This window comes from Verrucomicrobiaceae bacterium (assembly GCA_016713035.1).
Lineage (GTDB): Bacteria > Verrucomicrobiota > Verrucomicrobiia > Verrucomicrobiales > Verrucomicrobiaceae > Prosthecobacter.
In genome coordinates this window covers 577,713-599,473 of record JADJPW010000004.1, presented here as the reverse complement: position 1 = coordinate 599,473, position 21,761 = coordinate 577,713, and the positions used below count along the sequence as shown (strand labels likewise).

The following is a 21,761-nucleotide window of genomic DNA, read 5'->3' as shown; positions in this document are numbered from 1 at the left end:
GATTTCATCCAGACCGACATCGACGCGGCCGAGAGGCGGGTTTTCGATGATGGAGCCATCCACGATCTCATCGCGGCGCAGCAGCATGACCTTCTCCGCAGCGCCTCCACCGGATACCAACTGCCAGATCAAGCCCGTCGATGCTGACATGGCCCCTCGGTGGGGGCTGGCGGAGGCCAAAGAGGATGTCGAGCAGCGAACTGGCCCCCCTCTGAGCCATGCGGGCCGACGATGGCCCGCGACTGCCTGCGGGGAGGGTGAAGGTTTTTCGCGAAAAGGGGCTCATGGCTGTTGGCCAAGGAGAGCTCACACGGCCGCTTTCCTCCGCGCCGCCCTCGCGCTTGTTGGGTTGCTCACCGTCCTCGCGCGCTCGATTTCAGGAGGTCAAAGATGTGGCCCAGCTTGTCCATCGCGGCCATGGCGTCATCCTGAGCTTCGACCTTTTTGCCGGTCTTGGCCATCGCGGTCGATGCTGCCCATGATGAGTCTGAGGCGTGACAGTGGTACCCAGGGTGATCTGCTGGCTGACGACGGGGACCAGCCGCCGAGGATGAGCAAAATCGCCGCAGCCGTGACGGAGAGCAGCAGCAGCGCCCAGATCTGCCGCATGACGATGCGGAAGTGAGCGGAGCGCTTGTTCAAGTAATTCGAGTGTCGAATGGTTCGCACGCTCACTGGCCATTTGATAGCCACCGGGCCCTTTGAAGGCGAGGGAAAGTCGCGATCTCCTCAAACCAGCTCCCCACATCGTATTTCACGCGGGGACTCTGCGATGCTAGTGTTCACCGCGCCTTGCCCGGCAGCCACATGCTCAATAGGCTGAGCAGCAGCAGAATGACGACAAACATGAGCATCAGCGGCTGATACAGGGCGAGCAACGGCGTGCCGATGAGGCTGCAAAGAGGGAGATTCACTCCATCGAGCAGGGTTGGCGCGGTGCTCTTCTGCGCAGTGACGACATCTAGGAAGCGATTCACCAACTCTGGCGCATGCACCTCATCCAGCGCCTCTGCTTTCACGCGTGGTAGCCGATACGCGAGGTATGCCGCCATAGGACAAAGATGTTGCCGCAGCGCTGGATGATGATCGAAGATCGTAGTGTTAAAGCCGCTCACCACCGCCTGCAGGCCCAGCGCACCAAACAACGCCAGCGCGGGCACCCCGATGGCCTGCACATACGGTCGCGATTGTCCGCCGAAGGCGTAGTTGCTCACCGGGGGTCCACCGCGAACGGTGCGGCAAAAATACAGGATGCCGGAAAAACCGAGAAAAATGAGCAGCGTAGGATGTCCTGCCGTTCCGCTTTCAAAGTCGGAAAAAGCGCCGCTCGGGGCTGACATGGTCGTGATGCTCGGGATCGGCGTGGATGCTCATCACGTGTCGCAGGCCGCTCTGGATGCACCACTCAGCCTCCATTGACCTCATTCACGCTCTACGTCCCAGCATCCGCGCAATTCACTGCGCGAGATGCAGAGCCGATGCGTCGGATGATCCCCATCCGCGATGCGTAGACGAAACCAGCCCGCGAAGGTCACCCCGACCCATTTTTCTCCTTCGCTCTCCGAATGACCACCGGCAGATCTGCTGCCGTATGCTGCAGAACCTCCGCCGGCAGCTGCCGCACAGGCGTGACCTTCTATGTAAACCTCCGCCGCCGCCGAGATGAGTTTGCGAGAGCGGATCCCGCTCCGCTTTCGCGGCATTTGAATGACTATCCTTGCTCGTTCATGGCCGGACTCGCTGCTGGTGATAGGCGGCGAAAATGGGCAGTAGGGTGGCGATGCTGGGAGCGGTGCGTTTAGGGATGCCATTGGGAGAGTCTTTTGCGTGCTGAATCTCAGCGCTGGCCGCAGATGTCGATCCAGGCCAGCCCCGTTTGGAGCCCGGTGGGTGGTAGTAGCGACGCCGAGATATGCGCCGTCCACCTCTCGGTCGTCGAGCCACCGGAAGGATGGCTGGCGCGGTGAGGACCGGCTTGCCATGGTAGGTGTCGGTGGGCGAAGGCACCGAGGTCTCCCAGCGCGGGAGACAGCGCTAGGCTGGAGAATTGAAAGCAAAATGAGAAGGTTTATGTTCATGGTTGGTTGGGTTGGTTCTCTCAATCGCGGTCGCCGGATGGCGGCCTACGAAGAAACATGCCGCCAGCCCCCGCTTTGGCTATTTCGATGTTTCAAAACAGCGTTTCGGGTATTGTCGAGTATCAACCAAGAACGAACCTCACCTCAATTACCACCACTTGCGCCTGTTTTGAAGTCACCCGGGCTGGCAGCCTCCGCGCCGCCGCATCCGCCTGCACCTGTCGCAGCCAACGATCAGTGCCCAGATCAAGGCATTGGAAACCAGCCTGGAAACAGCTCTTTGACCGCACGGGACGCGGATTGAAGCTCGCGTCTTGGGGACGGCTCGTGATAGAATGCGCAGCGGGAGATTTTCTCCCTCGGCACGGAGATGGTGCGCTCGCTGCATAGCCAAGGTAGCGCCCGGAATCTGCGCCTGAACATCGGCATCACGGATTCGTTGCCGAAACTCGTCGCTTAACGGCTCGATTCGGCCTGCCAGTGAAGGCGTTTCCGAATTTGCAGCTCTCCTGTACGGAAGGTCATGCACAGGAGGGCTTCTCGACTCGCTGGCGGCAGGCAGGTTGGATGTCGCTTTGTCGGATCCGAAGCCGCGCCTTCTTCGATGCCAGTGAAGGCCTTCAACCGCCTGCTCGGTGAAGTCGCCCGTGGTTTTCTGCGCTGTGCCGGCGCTGGCCAAAGCTCACGGAAAACTTCCCCGCTTCACTCAAAGACGCCCCAGTGCTCCTTCTTGCCAGCCCACGGCATGGCGACATAAAGCTGGATCGGCTGGCTAGACTCCACCGCATCCGTCCGCACATCGTGGCGGAGTTTGATGATGCCGCACTGATGAAAGTAGCGGCAGCGGATGAGTTTGGGTCTGGCACCGATCGTCACATCAGTTTTGGAGAGCGCAGGTGGGCCGCTAGGGCTGAAGCCAGTCGGTCGGCCTGTGCTTTGCAGATGTTCCCCACCAGATCATGCTGGAGCGAGCCATGCGGCACCCGGCCTGGTGTCGGTGATCGCAGGGGGAGTCGAAACTGGTCATGAAGCCGTAGGCCGATGCTGCTGAGACTTTTGTTGCACGTGGCGCACGAACTCCGTTGTCAAAGCGTAATTCTTAAATCCGTACTGCAAGACGTCTCCTCCTGCGATCTGCTCCTGCCTTCGCGTTCCCCATCTCCCGAGTTGATCGAAGCGATTCCAATTATCATCTCACTGATCGTTGTTGAGGGTTTGTTGGGCATTGACAATGCACTCGCCATCGCGGCGACCGCGAGCCATCTACCGGGCAAGCAAAGTATCAGGCACTCAAGTGGGGCATCGTCGGTGCCTATTTGTTCAGAGGCCTATGTCTGGCTTTACGCAGCCTGGATCATCGAGAATCCCTGGCTAAAATCTGCGGCGCTGCTTACTTGGTTTACCTGATGAGCAGAGCATTTTAAAAGGGTGGCGGCGACGAGGACAATGGTAGCAAGCCCGACGCGCCCAATCAACGCGTGGTTTCATCGCCACTATCGTCGCCATTGAGGCTTATGGATCTCAGTTTGAGCGTTGATAACGTCGTTGCCGCTGTGGCGGTAGCAGGGTCAAAGCTCTGGGTGGACTGTCTCGGTGTCTTTATTGGCATCCTGGCACTCAGGTTCGTGGCCGGTCTCTTCATCAGGATTGATGTCGAAAAATTCCCCATTCTGGCGGACACCGCTTTCCACTGCTGATCGGCTATGTCGGCTTTATCCTGTGCTACTGCAGCTACTGAGTGATCCGCACAGTGGTTTTCCAGCCTTCTCCCCGGCCCAACCTGTCCATGTATAGCGCAGGCCAAGAGTTCATCGTTATTATCATCATTTTGGCGGTTTCGATCCTCTGTTCCCGGTCCGGAGCCATGCAGAAGGCGCTGAGTCCGCTTTTCAAGCTGGCCTGGCCCGATGAAACTTGTCGCCATCCTCGTCGGGCTCGTGCTGAAGATCATCCTGCCGCCCGTTTAAAGCTCATCATCGGTCTGTTCAAGAGCAAGCCTGCTGCTTCTACCGATGAAGCGTAACGCATCTGAATTTCACCCCAGAATGCCATGCACAACTAGACCGCTCCATTGTCATCGAGCCCTTCGGGAAGATTCAAGTTCACGCACCCAGAAGGTGTGCGTGTGATCACCGTATCACATGAAACCGCAGGTGGAGAATGCGCAGACAGGGCTAGCGATAGAAAATAAGCTCGAATTCGATGTCGCAAAAACTTCGGAGCGCCTTTCTTTGCGCGCTTTTACCTGCCGTCGATGTTCCGCAAGAAGCCGGAACGTAATGTGATGCGGGTCGTGGCGGGCAGCATGGCGCAGATGCTGGCGGACTTCGACAGTGATGGAAATACCTCGGTTATTTATTGGGCCTGCAGGTGGGCGGCGCTGCGGTGAAATCGTGGGAGACATGGACTCAACCAAGGCACCAACATTCCCATTCACCGGGCCAAAGAAATTCATTACAGGGACATGGCTGGCACCTGCGGTGTGACTGTTTCATGGAGGAGTTTCCCAACGCTCCCTGGGGTATCTTGCGATCGCGTCCTGGACGGAAGGCTAGATGACTTGGAGGAAGTGAAGGAGGTGAGCCTGGAGATCGGACGCCAGATGGCGGCAGGCACAGGGCTTCACGGAGTTTGTCCTCATCGGTCTCAGTGCCGAGGTGGATGTGGACCAAATGGGCGGAGTTTGGATGACATGGACTACGGCGGTCTGAAAACGCGATGGCGAACAGGTGGACATCTGGGACGCCCGCAACGCGGCAGAGATGGATACGCTTGATAGCGTCTTTGACGAGTGCGTGGGAGAGAAGTAGCATCATTGCCCCCTCGGCCGCCCTGTCAGACTCGACAGGAGAGACCGGTTAAAGTGCTGCGCAGAGCATCCTACACGGACGGGCTGCCAGCCTTGATCAGTTCATATGCGCTCCCGGCTCGACTGCTTTTGTCCTGAACATTCCTGGGGTGGGCACCTACACCCAGCCACTGGTTTAACTTTCCACATGAACCATGAGCGCGTCCCCACCTCCCTCCCCGCTGCCAACAGGCAGATCCGAACAACCAACTGCATGAGCTGTTCGGTGAAGTGAATGTGACAGCTCACGCGGACCGGCTGGATGTGTCGGCGACGATCCTGCTGGAGCCAAACAAAGAAAGGTTCTCAGACCGGTGTGGCGCTCGATGGATCAGCCTCGATGCGCAAGGCACTCGGCCAGGGCTGGGTGTATGCGGAGCATTATGACAAGTCCGTGGAGGAGCGAATGCTGGCTTCCGGGAAGGCTTACATGCGTGATTACGATGGCATGAGCGTGGTGCCGTATCATCAAAACGGCTGGGATGAGTTGCTGAAACAGGGGCTTCTCGTGAAGGAGCCAAACATGGTGGAGCCCATCGCACGAGAGAGGTCATTCCCTGCAGGCGGAAAAGATCGACGCGGATGGCGGCACCTCAGTGATTTATTGGGCATGTGGCGACAAGGGCGACCAGATCGAGGAAATGGGTGATCTGACTGCAGATCAAGCACGCAGCGCCAGCTATGCAGGCCCGCAGAACTGGGGTGAGCACACCCTTCTGCCTGCACTGCGCTACTTCGTGGAGCGCTTCGCCGACGCAGATTAGGGCTTCTATGTCTTCGTCACGGACGGGCGGTTGGATGACTTGGAGGCGGTGAAAAGCTACACCCGCTGATCTGTCGCGCCGAGTTGCTGCGGGGACTGCCAAACCGATCAAATGCGTGCTCATCGGCGTGGGTGAGCATGGGATGAGGGCGCAGATGGAGCAGGCTCGATGACCTCCCGGACGCGTTAGGGCTGGAGGTGGACATATGGGACCACAAGATCGCCTCCACGATGCGTGATTTACGGGACATCTTCGCCGAGGTGGTAGATGAAAATGCCATGGTCGCACCCACGGGCCGTGTTTTCGATGATGCCGGAAATGTCGCCAAAACCTGGAACGACGGTGTGCCGACGATGCTGGTTTTCTCCTGCCCGTGGGATCGAAAACCTTCACCCTTGGGAGGTGGCGGGACGGCGCATTGAGCAATCCATCAGCTAAGCAGACCGCGTGAACCATGGCTGCTGCATTCACATTCAAACTGGACGACGACATCCTGGGCGAGGCGCTGGAAGTCGAGCGGCAAAAGGAAGCTGAGTGCCAGAAGATCACGACGGAAAAGGAGCGCGTGCTCGCCGAGGGAGCAGGCTGGGCTGAGGGGGGCGGAGGATGAAGCCCGCCAGGCCGAAGCAAAAAGCCAAAGCAGATGCGCTGGCAGCGGCTGAGGCAAAGCGTCGGGACCAGAGCGTGCCGCCGAGGAAGCGCGCATGAAAGCTGAAGCCGAGAAGCTGGCGAAAAAGCAGGCGGAAGCGGCGCAAGCCGCGAAACAACAAGCCGCCGAAGCTGTGCCGAATGGCGAAGCTGAAGGCAGAGGGAAGAAGCCAAGAAAAAGGCCGCTGCTGAAAAGGCCAATGAGGAAGCTGGCCAAGCAAGCAAAGCTTGCTGCCCTGCTCGCCGGGCACCGACCAAGAAGACGCCGCCACCCCTACCGCCAAGCCGCCGCCTTTTCCGGTGGCCGAGCAGCCGCAAGAGGCACCGGTCAGACGCAGACTGCCACGAAGCCATCACCATGGGGCGGGACGGCGCTGAAGCCTGCCGCGCAGGCTCAGCGAGACTCAACCCGCTACAGCCAAGCTGCCCAGCGCCGCTGTCTTTAAAGCAGCACCGCCTCCGGCGGCGGAATCCGCCAGCGAATTCCCTCCGCCTGCTCCCAAAGAAGTCCGGGCTGCTGGGTGCCGCCTTCGCCAAACGCCCGGATGGCTCTACTTAAACACCCTTTAACCACCATGACTGCCCTAGAACTCCGCACCCTCGCCGATGACTGTTTGAAATGGTATTGGGAACACGGTCACAAGCGTGAAGACCAGTATGAGGTGAGCCGCGGCTCCTGCCTGGACTCGCTTTATGCCGTGCATGATCGCGCGGCAGCCATTGAGCGATCAGGGCTAAATCCCCGGCCCTGCATGGCCTTGTGGGGGCCATCACAGACAGGCAAATCCACTCTGCTCTCCGGCTACCTGGATGTAGATGGTGATGAGTTGGGCCTGCAATCTGCCCTGACTTGGAGCCAAGCCGAGCCAGTGCGCTTCGGCGGGTGAACTCAAGAGCGACAGCTCAAACATCGTCGTCAATCCCTACAACGGCAGCGCGGACGGCAGCGGCTGCATTCTCGTTTTGTGATGATGGACGCGGTGCCAGACCCGGCCTTTCCGGTGGAGATCACGCTCGCCACTGACACGCAGATTCTCCACGCACTGGCCGCTGGCTAAGGTGAATGTCAGCCGCGCAACAAGCAGGGGAAGAAGTCTCCTGGGGCATGGATAACTTCCGCGCCTTGATGGAAAACGTAAAAGCTGCGGGACCACCTGACCGTGAGGGCTTCGAGTCCCTGCACCAGTTGGCGAACGTGCTGGACCTGCTCATCATGGCCGGCATCCGCCGCTATGCGAACCTCACAGAGCCGTGGCGGACGCTGCGGCCCATACTGTTGAATCACCCGCACTTGGCGAACAAGAAGGCGCTGCGGGAATTCACCAATGAACTGCTTTGGGACTCATGGCCCAGTCTCATTACCCTGTGTGATCGCCTCCAGACGAAGCGCACCCAGCTCATCGGTCTCTGGGGCGCGAGCGGCACGCTACGCTGCTCCTGGCGGCTGGCCGCGCTGCTGCTCGACATTGACGCCTACAAGCACTACGCGAAGTCTGAGCGCGTGGTGATCAAAGCTTTCGTGGACAGCGTGGGCTTCCGCGTGGCGGCAGATGGCTCTGTCTCGTTGGGCGCGAGCTTGGATCGTCCGCTAGTGCAGGGTGGTGAGGATTTTGGCTTGTTTCAGGGACTCGTGTGGGAACTGCGGCTGCCGCTGCGGAGAGATGTGATGACCCAGCGCGCACCCGTCGTCGCTGCCTTCCTTGAAAAGGCGGACTTGATGGACTTCCCCGGCGTGAGTAATGAGCACGAGGGCGCGAAAAAGATCACCAACGACGTGTTGGCCGCTGATCTCGTACGGGGACTCACCGAGGTGCTAAAACGTGGCAAAACGGCCTCCATCGCCGTCAGCCGAGCGGTAGAGCTGGACATCGATGGCTTCTCAATCCTCGCCCGTGCGGGTAAGCATCCCGGCCAGCCAAAGCAGGCTCGTTTCCGGCATCCAAAGCTGGATGCGCGCCTATGGTCAAAAATGGCCGCCACAGGGCCGGGTGATGCCGCTGAACCTCGTCATCACCTTTTGCGCGAAGCTGGTGAATGATGTGTGCAGCAGCGGCATTCGCAATGGTTTGGACTCCTACTTCAGCCTGTTCGCCAAGCTGGCCGACCTCGCCGATCCGCGTGTGGTCAATATGTTCACGACCACATATCCGTGGCTGATGGAAGGCAGCATCCATCCTTCATTCCCTGCTGCGAAAGTACAGGAGAAGGTGGCCGAAATTTTTGCAGACCGTGCCTTCATCGAACGCTTTGGCGACAACCGCGAATCCTTCGAGCAAATGGTGGCGAATGGCGGCACGGACTACCTTTTCCAATGCCTCACCACGCAGGCTGCGTCCAGCCGCCGCCCAGCTCTGCTGGCCCAAAGGCTGCAGGAGGCGAAACAGCGCCTCATCGAGTTAATCTCCCCACATCTGCCTTCCAAAGACGCTGCGCAGGATGAGCGTAATCGTGCGCTAGATGCCTGGATGCGCGGCATCGGCGAACGACTCAGCGAGAAGCCCAAGGAAGATCACGACTATGACCGCGCGGCGAACCTGAGCCGCCTGCTGCGCCGCTTCCTGAACATCGACCCCGAGGAGCTGGAGGTGCTGCCCACCAATGCCATTTCGCGGCGTGCGAATCTGCGGAGCTTCGTCGATAAGCAATTCCGCACTTGGCGTGCCAGCCGGGCGGCGGCAACGCATGTGGCGGAACTTGGCTTCAAGGATGCCACTCATGCGCAGCGCGTCCTCGCCGCTCTCGTGGAGGCGGCAAATGTGGAGGAGGTGGTGCGCTTCTTCCGCGATAACATGGGCACGCTGAGCGGCAGACGCGAGGCGCAGGACTGCCGCCGCTTTCTTGCCGTGAAAATGAGCCGCGAGCCTGCTGAGCAATCCGGCGGATGCCGCACCTCATGGAGTGGATAATGAAATCACCCAGCGCCTAGAACTGCTGCGCCAGTTCGCCCAGGCGGAGGACGAGCAGAAGTATGACCCGGAGGCATCACCGCATTACGTCAGCATCATCAAGCCGCTGCTCGCCCGTCTGGAGACCATCAAGAGCTTCCAGGCTGGAAATCGCGTGCCGCAGGCTGGGGATGCGGAGCTGGATGCGCTCATCGCCCCCTGTCTTAAAGCCTGAAAAATCATCAACTACCAATGCACTCGGCTCTGGAGAGCCAAACTACTCACCCTCCGCACGCCATGCCAGATCAAGAAGCACCCATCACCGAGATCAAGGTATTCGCCGAGAGCGGGCACCATTACTCCTTCCTGCCGTTCAGCCTGGAGCTGCTGCGGGCGCATTCCACCCTGCGCACCATTTGCGAGCAGGAGCGTGTGCCGTGGACAAATATCTCCCAGCTCGATCTACGAACCCAAACGCGACTACCACGCCCAAGAGGCTGGGCAGCACGGCGCGGAGAATCCCAGCCCCTATGCGGCCACGGACCCGACACGCCTGCCAGATGATGTGGAGAGCATCCCCATCGAGCTTGAGCTAGGCAGCGAAAAAGTCACCGTGGCCGTGCTGAATGTCGTATGGAAGAAACCGTCTGGAGAGCCGCGTGAGGTGGACTTGATCGTCGATTTCGGCAACACCCGTACCGTCGTGCTGGCGCTGGAGCATAACTTCGCCCAGGCGGGCAAGCTGAGCACGCTTTGCCACAGCATCCGCTTCATCAAGCGCGGCGCGGACTACATCGATTTTGTGGGCAGCAAGCAGGACGACACCTGCTCCATCGTGGACTCATGGTTCATCCTGCATGAGCCGATGTTTGCCGACTATGAGCCGCCGCGTGTCGGCTTCACGCCTACCACGGAGATTCACAAAACGGAAAAGCAGGTCAAAGATGGGATGCTGAGCAAGACACGCGTGGAGACGCACTACGCTGGCACCCAACGTGTGCCGCAGATGTTTGTGGAGATGTCTCCCGTCGTCATGGGGGACAGTGCGCGTGAAATTTTGGCGAACCTAAACCTCAACGAAGGTGGTAACTACACGCTCAGTTCACCGAAGCGCTACGCCTGGGATAAAGACTCGCTCGACGTCGAGCACCGCGAGTGGTGGACGATGGTTCATAATCGCTGGAACCCGCAATCACGCCGCCCTACGGAGCTGCCAAAGCTCGCCGGCTCCATGCTGCGCTTCCTGCCGCTCGATGGACATGACTGGGACATCAACAGCCCGCCTAACGAAGACGCAGATTACTCCAAGCGCCCCACACCCGCCCCTGACCGCCCCAGCTATCCGCGAGCGGATGCCATGACATGGGCAGCGCTCGCCATCCTGGAGCAGTCCGTGCGGCAGATCACTTCCGAGCAATGGCGGGCTGCCAATGGTGAATTCGTCCCGCGCCGCCTGCGCCGTGTGCTGGTGACCTTCCCCTCCGGCTGGTCCACGCGGGAGATCAATGACTACCGCGCCAAGTGGCAAAAGGCGGTTGATATTTTCACCCTCGCTCATCTACGAGATCGGCGACTCGTCACGGAGGGCGGCAGCCGACCGGAGCTGATCATGGATCTCGATGAGGCCGTGGCCTCGCAGCTCCCCATCATCTACAGCGAGATCGTGCGGCTCGACAATAAGGGCGAGAACTGGATCGAGCTATTCGGGCGCGGTAAAAGCACCGAGGCCCGAGTCCGGGTCATGACCGTGGATATCGGCGGCGGCACCACGGACATCTCCATCATCGAGTATCGTGATCTACTTATGGGTAAGGGAGTCGAGCTGGAGGCCAAGCTACTGTTCCGCGACTCCAGCACCATCGCGGGGGATACTTTGGCGAAGGAGATCGTGGAAGCCGTGCTACTCCCAGCTCTCGGCTCGCGCTTTTTAGGTGACGATGAGCAGATGAGTAAGTTTGAGGACATCTTCAGAAGTGCCCTCAAAAGACGGCTCATCAAGCCCGCTGGTCACGCATCGTGAAGCTGGTCTTCATGCCCATCGTGCGTCAGTGGCTGAAAGATTTATCCGAAGGGCGGGATACCTCCGCTGATGGCACGAGCTGGTCCCCTGACCGCATCATGGGTGCGGAAAGCCGCCTCGTGGACTCTGGCGCACTCCAGGAGTTCAACGACATGTGCCGCGCCGTTTTGGAAGTCGAGGTCATGCCCGAGCAAGACCCCATCTTCCACGATGCCGAGCGCCTGAGGAACTGCATCGACCTCGTCTTCCGCCCGCTCGTGCAGTCCTTGGCGAAGTACGTCACCGCCTTTGGCGTGGACCTCATCACGCTCAGCGGCAAGCCCTCCGAACTGCCGCAAGTAAAGGCTCTCCTGGAGGACTACCTCCCCGTGCTGCCCCAGCGCGTGCTTCAGGCGAAAAACTATCCAGCGGGTGATTGGTACCCGATGAGTTCCAACACCACCATCAACGACGCCAAAACCGTCACTGCCGTGGGAGCCGCGCTGTATCAGGCCATCCAGCACGGCCTCGTGAGTGACTGGAGCATCAAGCGCGTCGGCAACGGCCAACCCTTCCCGTTTTACTGGGGCGCGATGCCCGGAAAAGCCATGCCGTGGAAGTTTGATCCGCTGTATCTCGACCCCTACCTCAGCAAGCAGCCCGCAGATGGCACCGTCCCCGGCAAAGACAAAGTGACCGTGCCCATGCAAGTCGGCACTCGCATTGGTAGAAAAATCCTTCCCTCCGCCGCCAAACCGGAGCAAATCTACAAACTGCGCTGGAAGGACCGCAAAGCCGCGCAAGCGGCAGGCTACGCTATCGCCGCCACAGTGATCGTTACCCTGGAGCGTGAAGAAGACCCGACCAGCCTGCGCATGACCCATCCCACCACGCGCGACGGCAAGAGCCTCGACGGCTGGCTGGAACTCCAACTCTGCACGCTCGAAGACGAAGACTTCTGGGTGGACTCCGGGCGCTTCGATGTCGCCTGGCCCGAACATGCCGCCGCCTGAACACGCCGATCATTTTCCCATGGAAAACACCCTTCCAGACCGCCTTCGAGAGTTGCTCTACCAGCTCACCAAAGTTCCAGGCCAAATCGAGCAAGAGGTCGTGGCGCTGCTGGCGGTGCAGACGCCGCCAGCGCCGCCCGTGGCATCCATTCCCATGCCGCCATCGGCACCTTCTCCGAACGTGGCAAAAGCGGAGGAAGACCTCACCCAGCTCTGGCAGCAGATCGAGCAGGCAAAAGCCGAACTCGAGCGGCTCACTGCTGCCAATGACGAGCAGGCGGCTGATTTGGAGAAATGGAGTAATGACATCGCCAAAGCCAGCGAGCAGCATTATAGACTCACAGCAGAGGCTACTGCCGCCGAGCTGCAAATCCACCGACTCAAAGAGGAGCAGAGCCAGATCCTGGCCTACCGCGCCCAATATGAAGCCGTCATAGAGAAGGCGGGCATTGTGCAGAGAGAGCTGGATGCGCGGGAGCAAAACGTCAGCGCCAATGAAGCCGCACTCACCCAGCGTGAGCAGATCGTCAATGAACGCGCCGCCCGTCTGGATGGCACTCGTTACTGGTTGGAGAGCCTGTTGCCCACTTGGCTCCGGGAAGACAGCATCGCCCCGTGGCGGGATGCCATGATGGAGGATGCCCAGCACCCCAGCGCCTCATCCACCGCTGCCGGGCTGCTCTTTGCCACCCTCAGCCTCTACACCTACGCGCAGCGTGACACAGATGCCCGTGCCGTCGCCGACGCCCTGCGGGATGTGGGGCGCCGCCTGTTTGCCTGGCTTAAAGAACGCAACCTCGGTGACTATGATGCCAGCGTCGTGGCCCAGGCCATGGCGGAGCAGATCAACCGCGAGTGCAGCGGACGCTGTGAGCTGGAGGTGCCGGTGCCCGGCTCCGCCGCACAAAATCAAACCATGCTCTACCAGCCGCGCCCCGGCGTCTCCGCGCAGTCCGTCCTCACGGTGCAGTCATGGTGCGTCCGTGGTGCCAAGCGTGAGGTCATCCACCGCGCCACCATCACCGTTTAACCCCCGCATCACATGGCCATCATCGTCGATAAAACCCAAGGCATTCGTCTTCAACTGGCCTCTGCTGTCCCCACGCCGCTGCACCAAAGCCGCGAAGCAGGCGGCTACTACAAAGTGCGCTCCTACCACGGTGGAGGCGAGTTCTTCCAGCCGGAGAATGCTCAAGTCATCCTGCAATGCCTCGGCGAGTTCCTGCCGCGTGCAGTGGAGCGCCCCGGCAGTGATGGGCGCATGGAAATCTTTTACCAGCACCTCAGCAACGGCCAGGACGTGTGCAGCCGCAGCGCACCGCTCGACTCCGGCGTGAACGTCCCCAAGTCCGAAATCACCCGGCTGGAGGCCGCCATCTCCCAGCTCAAAGCCAAAGAAAACGATCCCGCCACCGACCCCACGAAGCGCGAGATCATCCGCGCCTTCCGCCTTCCCAGTCCGCAAAAAGACCCCGAGCTGTATCGCCTCTATGGCAGCGGCTCTAACCGCCGTCTGCTCGTGCTCTGGGGCGTGGAAAAAGAAGCTGGCAGCTCCCTCTCACCGCAGGAAGCACTGCATCGCGTCCCTCAAACCAAAAGCTCCATTCCGTGGTGGTATTGGCTTTTGCTCGCCCTGCTCCTGCTGGCCCTGCTCGGCTGGTGGTGGAGCACCCAGTATCCCCAGTCTGCCATCGGCAAGCTGCTTCCAGTAAACTCCACTCCCACACACATCCTCGTGTTGGAGCCAGAGCGTGGCAGTGCAGATTCAGCCAAAAGCACGAGACCCGGAAACGGTACCGCCAACTCACCCACAAGCAGCCTTGCCTCAGCAAGCAGTCAGCCCGGTGAATCAGCACCCAAAGCAGCCATGCCGGGGGCTCCTGGCGACTCGAAGAAGGGCGACTCACCATCCTCCATGCCCACCGGCAGCAACCCACAATCTCCAAACACCCTGACCTCCCGCCGCTCCACCACCCTCCCGGATGATCCCAAAAAGCCGGAAGACCCAAAGGCCGCTGAGGCATCGAAAACAGGTGACTCCAAGAAAGCCGAGCCAGCCAAACCTGGTGAACCGCCTGCGCCCATGCCCACTGCTACTGTGACACCCGACGAATCCAAAAAACCAGAGCCAAGCAAGCCAGGGGAACCACCGGCCGCACCCAAGTCCGCTGACGCCACACCACCTCCGTCTTCAACCCCACCAAAAGCACCCGCTGACATTCCAGCACCGAAGTCCGCGATGGCTTCAGACCCACCCAAAGGCACAGAGTCTCCGCCACCATCCGCACCAACTTCATCCCCCAAACCTGGAGCGCCGCCGGTGATGCCCTTGAGCGCAGAAATCGTGAACGCACGCACCAGCGCCGCGCCGAAGGATGGCAAGGTGGAGATGCAACTCAGCATGCTCGCCCGCGACTCTGATGGCAAAGCCATCACCATCTCCAAAGTCGAAAGCTGGACCGTCGATGGCAAGCCACAGAACGACGCCAACGGTCGTCCCATCACCGCCAACGGCCTGCCAGTCAATCTCACTGAAGGCGTCCACCGCGTCCGTGTCACCGGCACCGCCGCCGATGGTCGCCCAGTCTCCGCCGATGCCGAGGTGAACGTGGGCATCGCCGTGCGGGAGGAATCCACCGTCAGGGTCAAACAGCTCGGCAAGCCCTGACGACTACCGCCACATCTCCATGAGTACAACTGGGGCCGATACGCCTTCATTCATCGCCGCAGGAGTTATGGTGGCCGCCTTGATCATTCTACGCGTGTTCGTGTTCCGCTGGATCGCCCAAGCCCGCAGTAACGCATTCCGCGTCTCAGACAGCCTGTGGAAGCTGCTGAAGGTCCTCGGCAGCTTTGCTATTCCAGGTCTCGGACAAGCCGCTCAAGGTCGCTTTGAAACTGCCACCTGCCATGTGCTCCTCTCAGGCATTGCCTGGCTGCTCGTCGGCTGGTTTGCCATTCCGTTGCACATTCTATCAGCCTTGGAGTGCGCCCGAAGTTGAAGGCCGCCGATCACAGCCGCTGAATTCGATCAGCCAGTTTTCCACTCGCAACCCCGGCACCTGCTGGAAGCCCACGACAGTGCGTGTGAGAAACAGGGAACAGTGGCTAAAAGCAATGCTTTCGATTCTTAGAATCATGGTGCCGATGCGAACTTGTCAGGATTTGAGCGAGGCGAAGATGCCGCCGCAGTCGTTTTGGATGAGGCGGTTCAGCGTTATGGACTGAAGCCACTGTGCCGACCAGTGCGCTGCGGCTTTTCAAACTACCTCATCACGCTGGAAAGAGCGATGCGGCACCCGGCGGTGGCTGTGATCGCGGCAGAGTCGGCGGTGGGCATTCGAGGTTCGAAGAAATGAGCGATCTTAGTGCCCGCTGTGCTCCTTGGTATTGAGGCCGAGGCCTTGTTCGATCTCATGGGCAGCGCTTTCGCGCCAGCGGAGGACTTTGGAGGGGAAGATGCCGCCAGCGATGAGGAAGACGGTGCAGAGGGCAAGAGGCCAGCGCTCGCGTGGCAGGGCGTCCGGGATGTCGATGACGTGCTTCGGCAGGACGCCGAGGAAGAGGATGTTGGCCCGTGGACGCAGCGCTGACGACGAGCCAGTGAACCAGCCCCGGTGATTCCTTCGGCGGAGGCCGTGGCGATGCCGGCCAGGATGAAACTGGCCTGGGACAGACAAAGAAGGCCAAGAATGCGGCGCGGCTTCTTTTCGGCGAACCCGCGAATGCTGGTGATGAGTGCGGTGACGAGCGCGGCGATGCTCAGGATGTCGAGAACGTGCTTTTCAGATAGCGTGAGCGCTACGGTCTCACTTCGAGCAACGAGCAGAGCTCCGAGGTGACCGTGAAAGCGTTCAACCATCTGCTCGGCGAACCACCGGTCGTTTTCTGCGCGGCCCCCGCTTTGGTCAGGAACCTCGGCAAGCGCTTCCCTGCCCTGCTTAAAGACACTCCCATGCTGCTGCCCGCGAGCCGAACGGCGTGGCGGCACGAAATCGACCGCTGATTTGATGCCAACCACCTCCGCCCGCGCGTCGTGGCGGAATTCGACGATGCCGCACTCATGAAAACCGCGGCGGCGGGTGGCACGGGCCTCGCCCCCATCGCCGCCTCCGTTTTGGATGAGGCTGTGGATCGCTACGGCCTAAAACCGGTTGGTCGTCCCGTGCGTTGCGGCTTTTCCTGTTACCTCATCACCTTGGAGCGGGCCATGGGGCATCCCGCGTTGGCGGTGATCGCTGGGGAGTCGAAGGATGTGATTAAAACCAAGTCCGCGTTGAAATCGTCGGCATAGACCCGATTCCCGTCCCTCGGCATGGCAGACAGATTAGCCTGCGGAGGGGATGGATGGAGAATTCATTCGCATCTTGATTCAGCGTGCGAAACTACATCTCCCCATCACCTTCATGAATCTCCGCCGCGATCTTCCAGCCTCTCTCGTTGTTTTCCTTGTCGCAGTACCACTGTCGCTGGGCATCGCTTTTGCTTCGGGGGCACCGATTATTGCGGGTCTCATCGGGGCAGTGGCTGGCGGGATCGTCACGGGACTGCTCGCGGGATCACCGCTTCAGGTTTCGGGGCCAGCGGCGGGGCTGACCGTGGTGGTGGCTGGTTTGGTGCATCAGTTCGGCTGGGAAACGATGTGCTTGATCACTGCTTGTGCAGGCGTGGTGCAGCTTTTGATGGGCTGGTTCAAAGTCGCACGCGGGGCACTGATCATCGCGCCATCGGTGGTGCATGGTATGTTGGCGGGCATCGGCATCTCCATCGCGCTGGCGCAGATTCATGTGGTGCTGGGCGGTTCGCCGCAAAGCTCGCCCGTGGTGAATTTGCTCGGCATTCCGAAGCAGCTCGGCCTTGTGAACACGCAGGCGGCGATTCTTGGCTTCCTCACCATCGCCATCCTTATCATCTGGAAAAAACTTCCCTTCCAAGCCATCCCGGGACCGCTGGTGGCAGTAGTGACGGGCACGGTGGTGTCCATCATCGCGAAGATGGATGTGAAGCGGGTGGATCTGCCAGAGACCTTTGAACTGACCAAGCTCGCCCCGCCGCAGCATTGGGGGCCGTTTGTGGTCGCCGTGCTGACGGTGGCGATCATCGCCAGCATCGAGTCGCTGCTGTGTGCGGTGGCCACAGACAAATTGCACAGTGGCGTGCGCTCGGATTTGGACAAGGAACTGCGTGCTCAAGGCGCAGGCAATCTCGTCTCCGGTCTCCTCGGCGGCCTGCCGATCACTGGTGTGATCGTGCGCTCATCGGCAAACATCATCGCGGGTGGTGTGAGCCGCTGGTCCGCCATTTTCCATGGCGTGTGGGTGCTGATCTTCGCGCTGTTCCTCGGCGGTTTGATCGAGAGCATTCCTCTGGCCGTGCTGGCAGGCCTGCTGGTGCATGTGGGCATTAATCTGGTGAACCTGCATCACATCCGCGATCTGCACACGCATAAGGAAGCGCCGATCTACTTCGCCACGGTGCTCGGCGTGGTCGGATTGAACCTGCTGGCAGGTGTCGGCCTCGGCCTGGGCCTCAGCGTCTTCTTCCTGCTGCGCCGACTTTCCAACACCGATGTCAAAGTCGAGCAGCGTGACGGCAAGTGGCACGTGCGCATCGGCGGCACGCTCACCTTTGCTTCCGTGCCGAGCATGAATGCAGCGCTTTCGGGCATCCCAGCCGGTCACAATGTGGACATCGACCTTGCTGTCGATTTCATCGACCACGCGGCCTTTGAATCGCTGCACGGCTGGCGTCTGAATCACGAGAAGACCGGCGGCCACGTCGATCTCGATGAAACCCACGAGGAATGGTACAAACCCGCTCGTGAAGGCACGCCAAGACGCGGAAAGTCGCTTCCGGGTGTGAAGGCGTGAGCGGAGCATAGCCCCTGATGGGGGTGCATTATCCCCTCTCAAGGGGATGGGTTTTGGAGGGTGAAGGTGGTTATTGAGGGCAAGTCCTTCACGCCTTTCCCCAAGTAATGTCTCACCCTGCCGACCCCGCCCTCGTTCATCCGACAACAGCCTCGGTGGTGGACTACCATCCGCATCCACCAAAGCGCAAGAAGCCGCTGGCGAGTGATCTGCTCATTGCAGAAAAGGCGAAGAAGCCCGCGATCTTCACGCTCGAAAATCTACGTCGCGATGCGCTGGCCGGCACGGTCACCGGCCTGGTCGCTGTGCCGCTCACAGTCGGTATCTGTTTGATGTCGGAGTATCCGATTCAGACTGGCTTGCTCACCGTGGTTTTCGCCTGCGTGATCGGTTTCGTCACCTTTCTGTTCAAGCCGGGCAACTACGTCGGCACCCCAGGCGTCGCAGCGGGCCTGGCACCCGAGGTGATTCCGGTTTATTTGGTCGAAGGCCTGCTCGCGGGTATCGGACTCAAGACGGCGCTCAAGTTCCTGCCTTACACCTACGGCATTCTAGGCGAGGGTCACGAGTGGATGAGCATGGAGCGGATCAAAATGATGGGACTCTCCATGGCCACTCGCGCTCTTCCTGCATCTCTTCGGAAAATACAAGGCCAAGCTTCCTGCCGTTCCGTATGTCGCAGTGATCGTCTTGGGCGTCGTCTGCGGCATCTACATGGAGGTGCCGATGCTCCACATTGAGCTTTCACCCATCAAGCTGGCGATACCGATTCCAGACTTCAATGTTCGCCTCCCAAGATGCTGGTGGAGATCATGGCCTATGCGTTTATGCTTTCGCTGATCGACGTGATCGAGCAGGTGTTGAGCAACGCCGCCATCGAAAAGCTTGATCCACTGGGCCGACCCGCAAACTCCAATAACAGTCTGCTCGCGATCTGGCTCGCCAAATCTCGGTTCCAGCTTTTTTGGTGGCATGACCAACCTGGATGGCCTTAGGCCTCCGCCACGAATGCCTTGGCCGGTGCCGTTACCAAGATCTCGAACCTATTCACCGGCCTCGTGCTGCTCATCTTCTATTCTGGATCCTCGAACTTGCTGGCGCATCTGCCCTATTTCGCACTCGCCGGTGCTGATGATTTTTACTGGTTGGAGGATGATCGCCGGGTTGGTGCATGTCGCGTCTCACGGGATGTATGCCCTGCTGCTGGCCCTGTTTTGCGGCATCCTGACCTACACGGAGGGCATCTTGGAAGCTTTGATCATTGTGCTCGTGGTGCACCTCTTCATCAACTTCGTCATCTTCCGCCACGACCACATTCCGCTGATCGACATCCTGAGAAAGTTTGCTCGCAGATTTGGCGAAGACGTCGATCCGCGCAGCACGGACACCAAGCTCGTTCACAAAGACAAGCAGATCGGCGGCCTGCGCTTCAGCACCATCAGTCACAATGCAGCTGATAAGAAGAATCTGACCGACTTCATCAATGACTGGGCCTTTGGCGTCAACAATCACAGCCTGCCTGCCGTCGTCGGCTGCTACGACATGAACGGCCTGCTATGGGGCACCTTCGCCAAGGAGCTGCGTGAAGGCCACCACAAGATCAAAGGCTACTTCGAGCATCTCTTTGAACTGGAAGACGTGCACGTGAAGTTCGAGACCGGCGAGGTGCGCCAATACAAGGAAATCCACATCCAGTCCGGCAAATACGTCTTCACCTTCAAGCGCAAGAAGGAGCTCATCAGCGTGCCCGCCCGCTACTCCTTCGTCTGCAAAAAGGAAAAGACCGGCTGGTTCATCCTTGAGCACCACTCCTCCGAATTCCCCGCCTGATTCCATCTCCAAACATCGCCTTTCCAAAAAACATCCAACAAAACCAAGTCCCATGATCCCCGCCGTCGTCATCCTCATCGTTATCATCCTTCTCAGCGTCTCTGTCATCAAACAGGGCCATGTGGGAGTCGTCACCCGCTTTGGCAAATACCAGCGCCTCATGCTGCCGGGCCTCAACTTCAAGCTACCACTGCTGGAGGGCGTCTTTAAGAGCATCTCCACGCAGAACCAGTCCATCGAACTCGAATTCGAGGCCATCTCGCTCGACCAAGCCTATGTGAACTTCAAATCGCTCATCGTGTACTCCGCCCAGGACGCCGGTGAAGAGACCATCAAGAAGATCGCCTTCCGCTTCATCGACGAGAAGAGCTTCATGCAGACCCTCGTCCGCAGCGTCGAAGGCAGTATCCGCTCCTATGTCGCGAACAAAAAGCAGGCCGAAATCCTCGTTTTGCGCTCCGAGATCATCGGTGCCGTGAAGGATCACCTCGAAGAAGCGCTCAACAGCTGGGGCTTCCACCTTCTCGACCTTCAGATCAACGACATCTCCTTTGATGAAGCCATCATGCGCTCCATGTCGCAGGTCGTTTCCAGCAACAACATGAAGATGGCCGCTGAGAACGAAGCCCAGGCCCAATACCTCATCAAAACCCGCGCCGCCGAGGCCGAGGCCCGCGCCATCCGCGTCAAAGCTGAGGCCGAAAAAGAAGCCTCTGAGCTCAAAGGTGCTGGCAACGCCCGCTTCCGCGAGCAAGTCGCCGAAGGTCTCGCCAACGCCGGCAAAACCATGCAGGCCGGCGAAGTGCCTCCCGGCTTCATGCTCTTCACCATGTGGCTCGACGGCATGAAATACATCTCCGAGCACGGCAAAGGCAACGTCATGTTCTTCGACGGCTCCAACGAAGGCATGGAGCGCACGATCAAGCAGATGCAGGCTCTCAAGACGCTCGACAAGCGCTCACTCGAAGGCGCTGGACATTGATCTGCCAACAACGCGGCGCATTGCAGAGCCGCTTTTCCATGAAACGTGCCCTTTTCATCCTCTTGGCGTTCGTCGGCAGCCTCTGCGCTGCCGACCACACCGAGTCGAACGACAACCTCTGGCTCAACTACGTCGGTGATCATCCGCTCTTTGGCAGTAAGTGGGGACTGCACCTCGAGTCTCAGTTTCGCCGTGCCGACATGGGTGAAAACTGGCAGCAGCTTCTCCTGCGCCCCGGCATCAATTACACCCTCAGCCCCGCTTTGACGCTCACAGCGGGTTATGCGTGGGTCGAGACGCATCCGTATGGCGACATCCCCGTCGCCGCCGAGTTCCCCGAGCATCGACTCTGGGAGCAGGCCACCTACACGCACAAGGCCCTCGGCCTCGACTGGACTCACCGCCTCCGTTTGGAGCAGCGCCGCATCGGCGAAGTCAATCCCGCCACTGGTGATGTCACCAACTGGCGCTACGAAAACCGCATCCGCTACATGCTGCGCACCACCGTGCCGCTCAGCAGCGATAAAAAGTGGTATCTCGCTCTTTGGGACGAAGTGTTCTTCAATTTCGGTAGCAACGTCTCCATGAACTACCTCGATCAAAACCGCGCCTTCATCGGCCTCGGTCGCCAGCTCAGCCCGACGACCAAGCTCGAAGTCGGCTTCATGGAGCAGACCGTGCAGCGCCGTGGCGGCATCGTCTGGGAAAACAACCACACCGCCGCCGTGTGGCTGATGTCGAAGTGGCCCTTCGGCAGCAAACTTTGATCTGCATCATTACCACACGGTAACTTGGCAGACATATGACGGGCGCATTACGGCTCGCTGTTTTCCGGCACCATTCC

Annotated in this window: 29 protein-coding genes; 24 read left to right on the top strand and 5 right to left on the bottom strand. The window is 59.7% G+C overall.

Features of this window, described 5'->3' with window-relative positions; genetic code table 11:
• The 3 genes from IPK32_16830 to IPK32_16820 all read right to left on the bottom strand — a co-directional run.
• Positions 1–150: hypothetical protein (locus IPK32_16830; GenBank protein MBK8093590.1), on the bottom strand; the 150-nt coding region annotated here is incomplete at its 3' end.
• Between the two features lie 273 nt (positions 151–423).
• Positions 424–642 carry a hypothetical protein gene (locus IPK32_16825; protein ID MBK8093589.1) on the bottom strand — a complete coding sequence of 73 codons (219 nt, stop codon included), beginning with the start codon at positions 640–642 and terminating at the stop codon, positions 424–426.
• A 140-nt stretch (positions 643–782) separates the two neighbouring features.
• Positions 783–1,340, bottom strand: a complete 558-nt coding sequence (locus IPK32_16820) for a hypothetical protein (GenBank protein MBK8093588.1) — start codon at positions 1,338–1,340, stop codon at positions 783–785.
• A gap of 944 nt (positions 1,341–2,284) precedes the next feature.
• Between IPK32_16820 and IPK32_16815 the strand changes: the two genes are divergently transcribed.
• Positions 2,285–2,362: a LysR family transcriptional regulator gene (locus tag IPK32_16815; protein MBK8093587.1), complete on the top strand. Its 78-nt coding sequence runs from the start codon at positions 2,285–2,287 to the stop codon at positions 2,360–2,362.
• 418 nt (positions 2,363–2,780) lie between these two features.
• On the opposite strand, the gene IPK32_16810 is transcribed toward IPK32_16815, so the two are convergent.
• Positions 2,781–2,954 carry a hypothetical protein gene (locus IPK32_16810; protein ID MBK8093586.1) on the bottom strand — a complete coding sequence of 58 codons (174 nt, stop codon included), beginning with the start codon at positions 2,952–2,954 and terminating at the stop codon, positions 2,781–2,783.
• Between the two features lie 189 nt (positions 2,955–3,143).
• On the opposite strand from IPK32_16810, the gene IPK32_16805 reads away from it, so the two are divergent.
• The 16 genes from IPK32_16805 (at position 3,144) to IPK32_16730 (ending at position 15,237) form a co-directional block, all read left to right on the top strand.
• Positions 3,144–3,485, top strand: a complete 342-nt coding sequence (locus IPK32_16805) for a hypothetical protein (protein ID MBK8093585.1) — start codon at positions 3,144–3,146, stop codon at positions 3,483–3,485.
• Between the two features lie 107 nt (positions 3,486–3,592).
• Positions 3,593–3,775, top strand: a complete 183-nt coding sequence (locus tag IPK32_16800) for a hypothetical protein (protein MBK8093584.1) — start codon at positions 3,593–3,595, stop codon at positions 3,773–3,775.
• Between the two features lie 41 nt (positions 3,776–3,816).
• Positions 3,817–4,101 carry a hypothetical protein gene (locus IPK32_16795; protein ID MBK8093583.1) on the top strand — a complete coding sequence of 95 codons (285 nt, stop codon included), beginning with the start codon at positions 3,817–3,819 and terminating at the stop codon, positions 4,099–4,101.
• A 1,165-nt stretch (positions 4,102–5,266) separates the two neighbouring features.
• Positions 5,267–5,575, top strand: a complete 309-nt coding sequence (locus tag IPK32_16790; GenBank protein ID MBK8093582.1) for a hypothetical protein — start codon at positions 5,267–5,269, stop codon at positions 5,573–5,575.
• Positions 5,576–5,920: 345 nt separating this feature from the next.
• The gene (locus IPK32_16785) at positions 5,921–6,112 is read left to right on the top strand and encodes a hypothetical protein (protein MBK8093581.1); all 192 of its coding nucleotides are present in this window, start codon (positions 5,921–5,923) and stop codon (positions 6,110–6,112) included.
• Between the two features lie 32 nt (positions 6,113–6,144).
• The gene (locus tag IPK32_16780; protein ID MBK8093580.1) at positions 6,145–6,300 is read left to right on the top strand and encodes a hypothetical protein; all 156 of its coding nucleotides are present in this window, start codon (positions 6,145–6,147) and stop codon (positions 6,298–6,300) included.
• Positions 6,301–6,394: 94 nt separating this feature from the next.
• Complete coding sequence (locus IPK32_16775) at positions 6,395–6,784, top strand: hypothetical protein (GenBank protein MBK8093579.1); 390 nt, start codon at positions 6,395–6,397, stop codon at positions 6,782–6,784.
• Between the two features lie 129 nt (positions 6,785–6,913).
• Positions 6,914–7,225, top strand: a complete 312-nt coding sequence (locus IPK32_16770; protein MBK8093578.1) for a hypothetical protein — start codon at positions 6,914–6,916, stop codon at positions 7,223–7,225.
• Positions 7,226–7,443: 218 nt separating this feature from the next.
• Positions 7,444–8,376 carry a hypothetical protein gene (locus IPK32_16765; GenBank protein ID MBK8093577.1) on the top strand — a complete coding sequence of 311 codons (933 nt, stop codon included), beginning with the start codon at positions 7,444–7,446 and terminating at the stop codon, positions 8,374–8,376.
• Positions 8,330–9,244, top strand: a complete 915-nt coding sequence (locus tag IPK32_16760) for a hypothetical protein (protein MBK8093576.1) — start codon at positions 8,330–8,332, stop codon at positions 9,242–9,244. The genes IPK32_16765 and IPK32_16760 overlap by 47 nt, the downstream gene beginning before the upstream one ends.
• Complete coding sequence (locus IPK32_16755; GenBank protein MBK8093575.1) at positions 9,237–9,458, top strand: hypothetical protein; 222 nt, start codon at positions 9,237–9,239, stop codon at positions 9,456–9,458. The genes IPK32_16760 and IPK32_16755 overlap by 8 nt, the downstream gene beginning before the upstream one ends.
• Positions 9,459–9,653: 195 nt before the next feature.
• Positions 9,654–11,243 (top strand): virulence factor SrfB, encoded by a 1,590-nt coding sequence (locus tag IPK32_16750; protein ID MBK8093574.1) that lies wholly within the window; start codon positions 9,654–9,656, stop codon positions 11,241–11,243.
• On the top strand, positions 11,240–12,235 hold the full coding sequence (locus IPK32_16745) for a virulence factor SrfB (protein ID MBK8093573.1): 996 nt from the start codon (positions 11,240–11,242) through the stop codon (positions 12,233–12,235). The genes IPK32_16750 and IPK32_16745 overlap by 4 nt, the downstream gene beginning before the upstream one ends.
• A 19-nt stretch (positions 12,236–12,254) precedes the next feature.
• Positions 12,255–13,265, top strand: a complete 1,011-nt coding sequence (locus IPK32_16740) for a hypothetical protein (protein ID MBK8093572.1) — start codon at positions 12,255–12,257, stop codon at positions 13,263–13,265.
• A gap of 12 nt (positions 13,266–13,277) precedes the next feature.
• Entirely contained in the window at positions 13,278–14,903 is a 1,626-nt protein-coding gene (locus IPK32_16735) for a hypothetical protein (GenBank protein MBK8093571.1), read from the top strand.
• 19 nt (positions 14,904–14,922) lie between these two features.
• On the top strand, positions 14,923–15,237 hold the full coding sequence (locus IPK32_16730) for a hypothetical protein (protein MBK8093570.1): 315 nt from the start codon (positions 14,923–14,925) through the stop codon (positions 15,235–15,237).
• Positions 15,238–15,600: 363 nt separating this feature from the next.
• Here the strand turns inward: IPK32_16730 and IPK32_16725 are convergent, their stop codons facing one another.
• On the bottom strand, positions 15,601–15,915 hold the full coding sequence (locus IPK32_16725; protein MBK8093569.1) for a hypothetical protein: 315 nt from the start codon (positions 15,913–15,915) through the stop codon (positions 15,601–15,603).
• A 356-nt stretch (positions 15,916–16,271) separates the two neighbouring features.
• On the opposite strand from IPK32_16725, the gene IPK32_16720 reads away from it, so the two are divergent.
• The 7 genes from IPK32_16720 (at position 16,272) to IPK32_16690 (ending at position 21,684) form a co-directional block, all read left to right on the top strand.
• Positions 16,272–16,529 carry a hypothetical protein gene (locus tag IPK32_16720; protein MBK8093568.1) on the top strand — a complete coding sequence of 86 codons (258 nt, stop codon included), beginning with the start codon at positions 16,272–16,274 and terminating at the stop codon, positions 16,527–16,529.
• A 112-nt stretch (positions 16,530–16,641) separates the two neighbouring features.
• Entirely contained in the window at positions 16,642–18,105 is a 1,464-nt protein-coding gene (locus IPK32_16715) for a SulP family inorganic anion transporter (protein ID MBK8093567.1), read from the top strand.
• Between the two features lie 107 nt (positions 18,106–18,212).
• Positions 18,213–18,845: a hypothetical protein gene (locus tag IPK32_16710; GenBank protein ID MBK8093566.1), complete on the top strand. Its 633-nt coding sequence runs from the start codon at positions 18,213–18,215 to the stop codon at positions 18,843–18,845.
• Positions 18,846–18,902: 57 nt separating this feature from the next.
• Positions 18,903–19,100 carry a hypothetical protein gene (locus IPK32_16705; GenBank protein ID MBK8093565.1) on the top strand — a complete coding sequence of 66 codons (198 nt, stop codon included), beginning with the start codon at positions 18,903–18,905 and terminating at the stop codon, positions 19,098–19,100.
• A gap of 157 nt (positions 19,101–19,257) precedes the next feature.
• On the top strand, positions 19,258–19,935 hold the full coding sequence (locus IPK32_16700; GenBank protein MBK8093564.1) for a DUF4440 domain-containing protein: 678 nt from the start codon (positions 19,258–19,260) through the stop codon (positions 19,933–19,935).
• Between the two features lie 52 nt (positions 19,936–19,987).
• Positions 19,988–20,917 carry an SPFH domain-containing protein gene (locus IPK32_16695; protein ID MBK8093563.1) on the top strand — a complete coding sequence of 310 codons (930 nt, stop codon included), beginning with the start codon at positions 19,988–19,990 and terminating at the stop codon, positions 20,915–20,917.
• Between the two features lie 38 nt (positions 20,918–20,955).
• On the top strand, positions 20,956–21,684 hold the full coding sequence (locus IPK32_16690) for a DUF2490 domain-containing protein (GenBank protein MBK8093562.1): 729 nt from the start codon (positions 20,956–20,958) through the stop codon (positions 21,682–21,684).
• Positions 21,685–21,761: the final 77 nt, after the last annotated feature.

Excerpts from the sequence above, each read along its gene's own strand:
- IPK32_16690 (MBK8093562.1), top strand. The coding sequence starts at position 20,956 with ATGAAACGTGCCCTTTTCATCCTCTTGGCGTTCGTCGGCAGCCTCTGC.
- IPK32_16760 (MBK8093576.1), top strand. The coding sequence starts at position 8,330 with ATGCCGCTGAACCTCGTCATCACCTTTTGCGCGAAGCTGGTGAATGAT.
- IPK32_16785 (MBK8093581.1), top strand. The coding sequence starts at position 5,921 with ATGCGTGATTTACGGGACATCTTCGCCGAGGTGGTAGATGAAAATGCC.
- IPK32_16710 (MBK8093566.1), top strand. The coding sequence starts at position 18,213 with ATGTCTCACCCTGCCGACCCCGCCCTCGTTCATCCGACAACAGCCTCG.
- IPK32_16740 (MBK8093572.1), top strand. The coding sequence starts at position 12,255 with ATGGAAAACACCCTTCCAGACCGCCTTCGAGAGTTGCTCTACCAGCTC.
- IPK32_16695 (MBK8093563.1), top strand. The coding sequence starts at position 19,988 with ATGATCCCCGCCGTCGTCATCCTCATCGTTATCATCCTTCTCAGCGTC.
- IPK32_16820 (MBK8093588.1), bottom strand. The coding sequence starts at position 1,340 with ATGTCAGCCCCGAGCGGCGCTTTTTCCGACTTTGAAAGCGGAACGGCA.
- IPK32_16790 (MBK8093582.1), top strand. The coding sequence starts at position 5,267 with ATGCGCAAGGCACTCGGCCAGGGCTGGGTGTATGCGGAGCATTATGAC.
- IPK32_16730 (MBK8093570.1), top strand. The coding sequence starts at position 14,923 with ATGAGTACAACTGGGGCCGATACGCCTTCATTCATCGCCGCAGGAGTT.
- IPK32_16800 (MBK8093584.1), top strand. The coding sequence starts at position 3,593 with ATGGATCTCAGTTTGAGCGTTGATAACGTCGTTGCCGCTGTGGCGGTA.
- IPK32_16770 (MBK8093578.1), top strand. The coding sequence starts at position 6,914 with ATGACTGCCCTAGAACTCCGCACCCTCGCCGATGACTGTTTGAAATGG.
- IPK32_16700 (MBK8093564.1), top strand. The coding sequence starts at position 19,258 with ATGATCGCCGGGTTGGTGCATGTCGCGTCTCACGGGATGTATGCCCTG.
- IPK32_16775 (MBK8093579.1), top strand. The coding sequence starts at position 6,395 with ATGAAAGCTGAAGCCGAGAAGCTGGCGAAAAAGCAGGCGGAAGCGGCG.
- IPK32_16715 (MBK8093567.1), top strand. The coding sequence starts at position 16,642 with ATGAATCTCCGCCGCGATCTTCCAGCCTCTCTCGTTGTTTTCCTTGTC.
- IPK32_16735 (MBK8093571.1), top strand. The coding sequence starts at position 13,278 with ATGGCCATCATCGTCGATAAAACCCAAGGCATTCGTCTTCAACTGGCC.
- IPK32_16705 (MBK8093565.1), top strand. The coding sequence starts at position 18,903 with ATGCTGGTGGAGATCATGGCCTATGCGTTTATGCTTTCGCTGATCGAC.
- IPK32_16765 (MBK8093577.1), top strand. The coding sequence starts at position 7,444 with ATGGATAACTTCCGCGCCTTGATGGAAAACGTAAAAGCTGCGGGACCA.
- IPK32_16780 (MBK8093580.1), top strand. The coding sequence starts at position 6,145 with ATGGCTGCTGCATTCACATTCAAACTGGACGACGACATCCTGGGCGAG.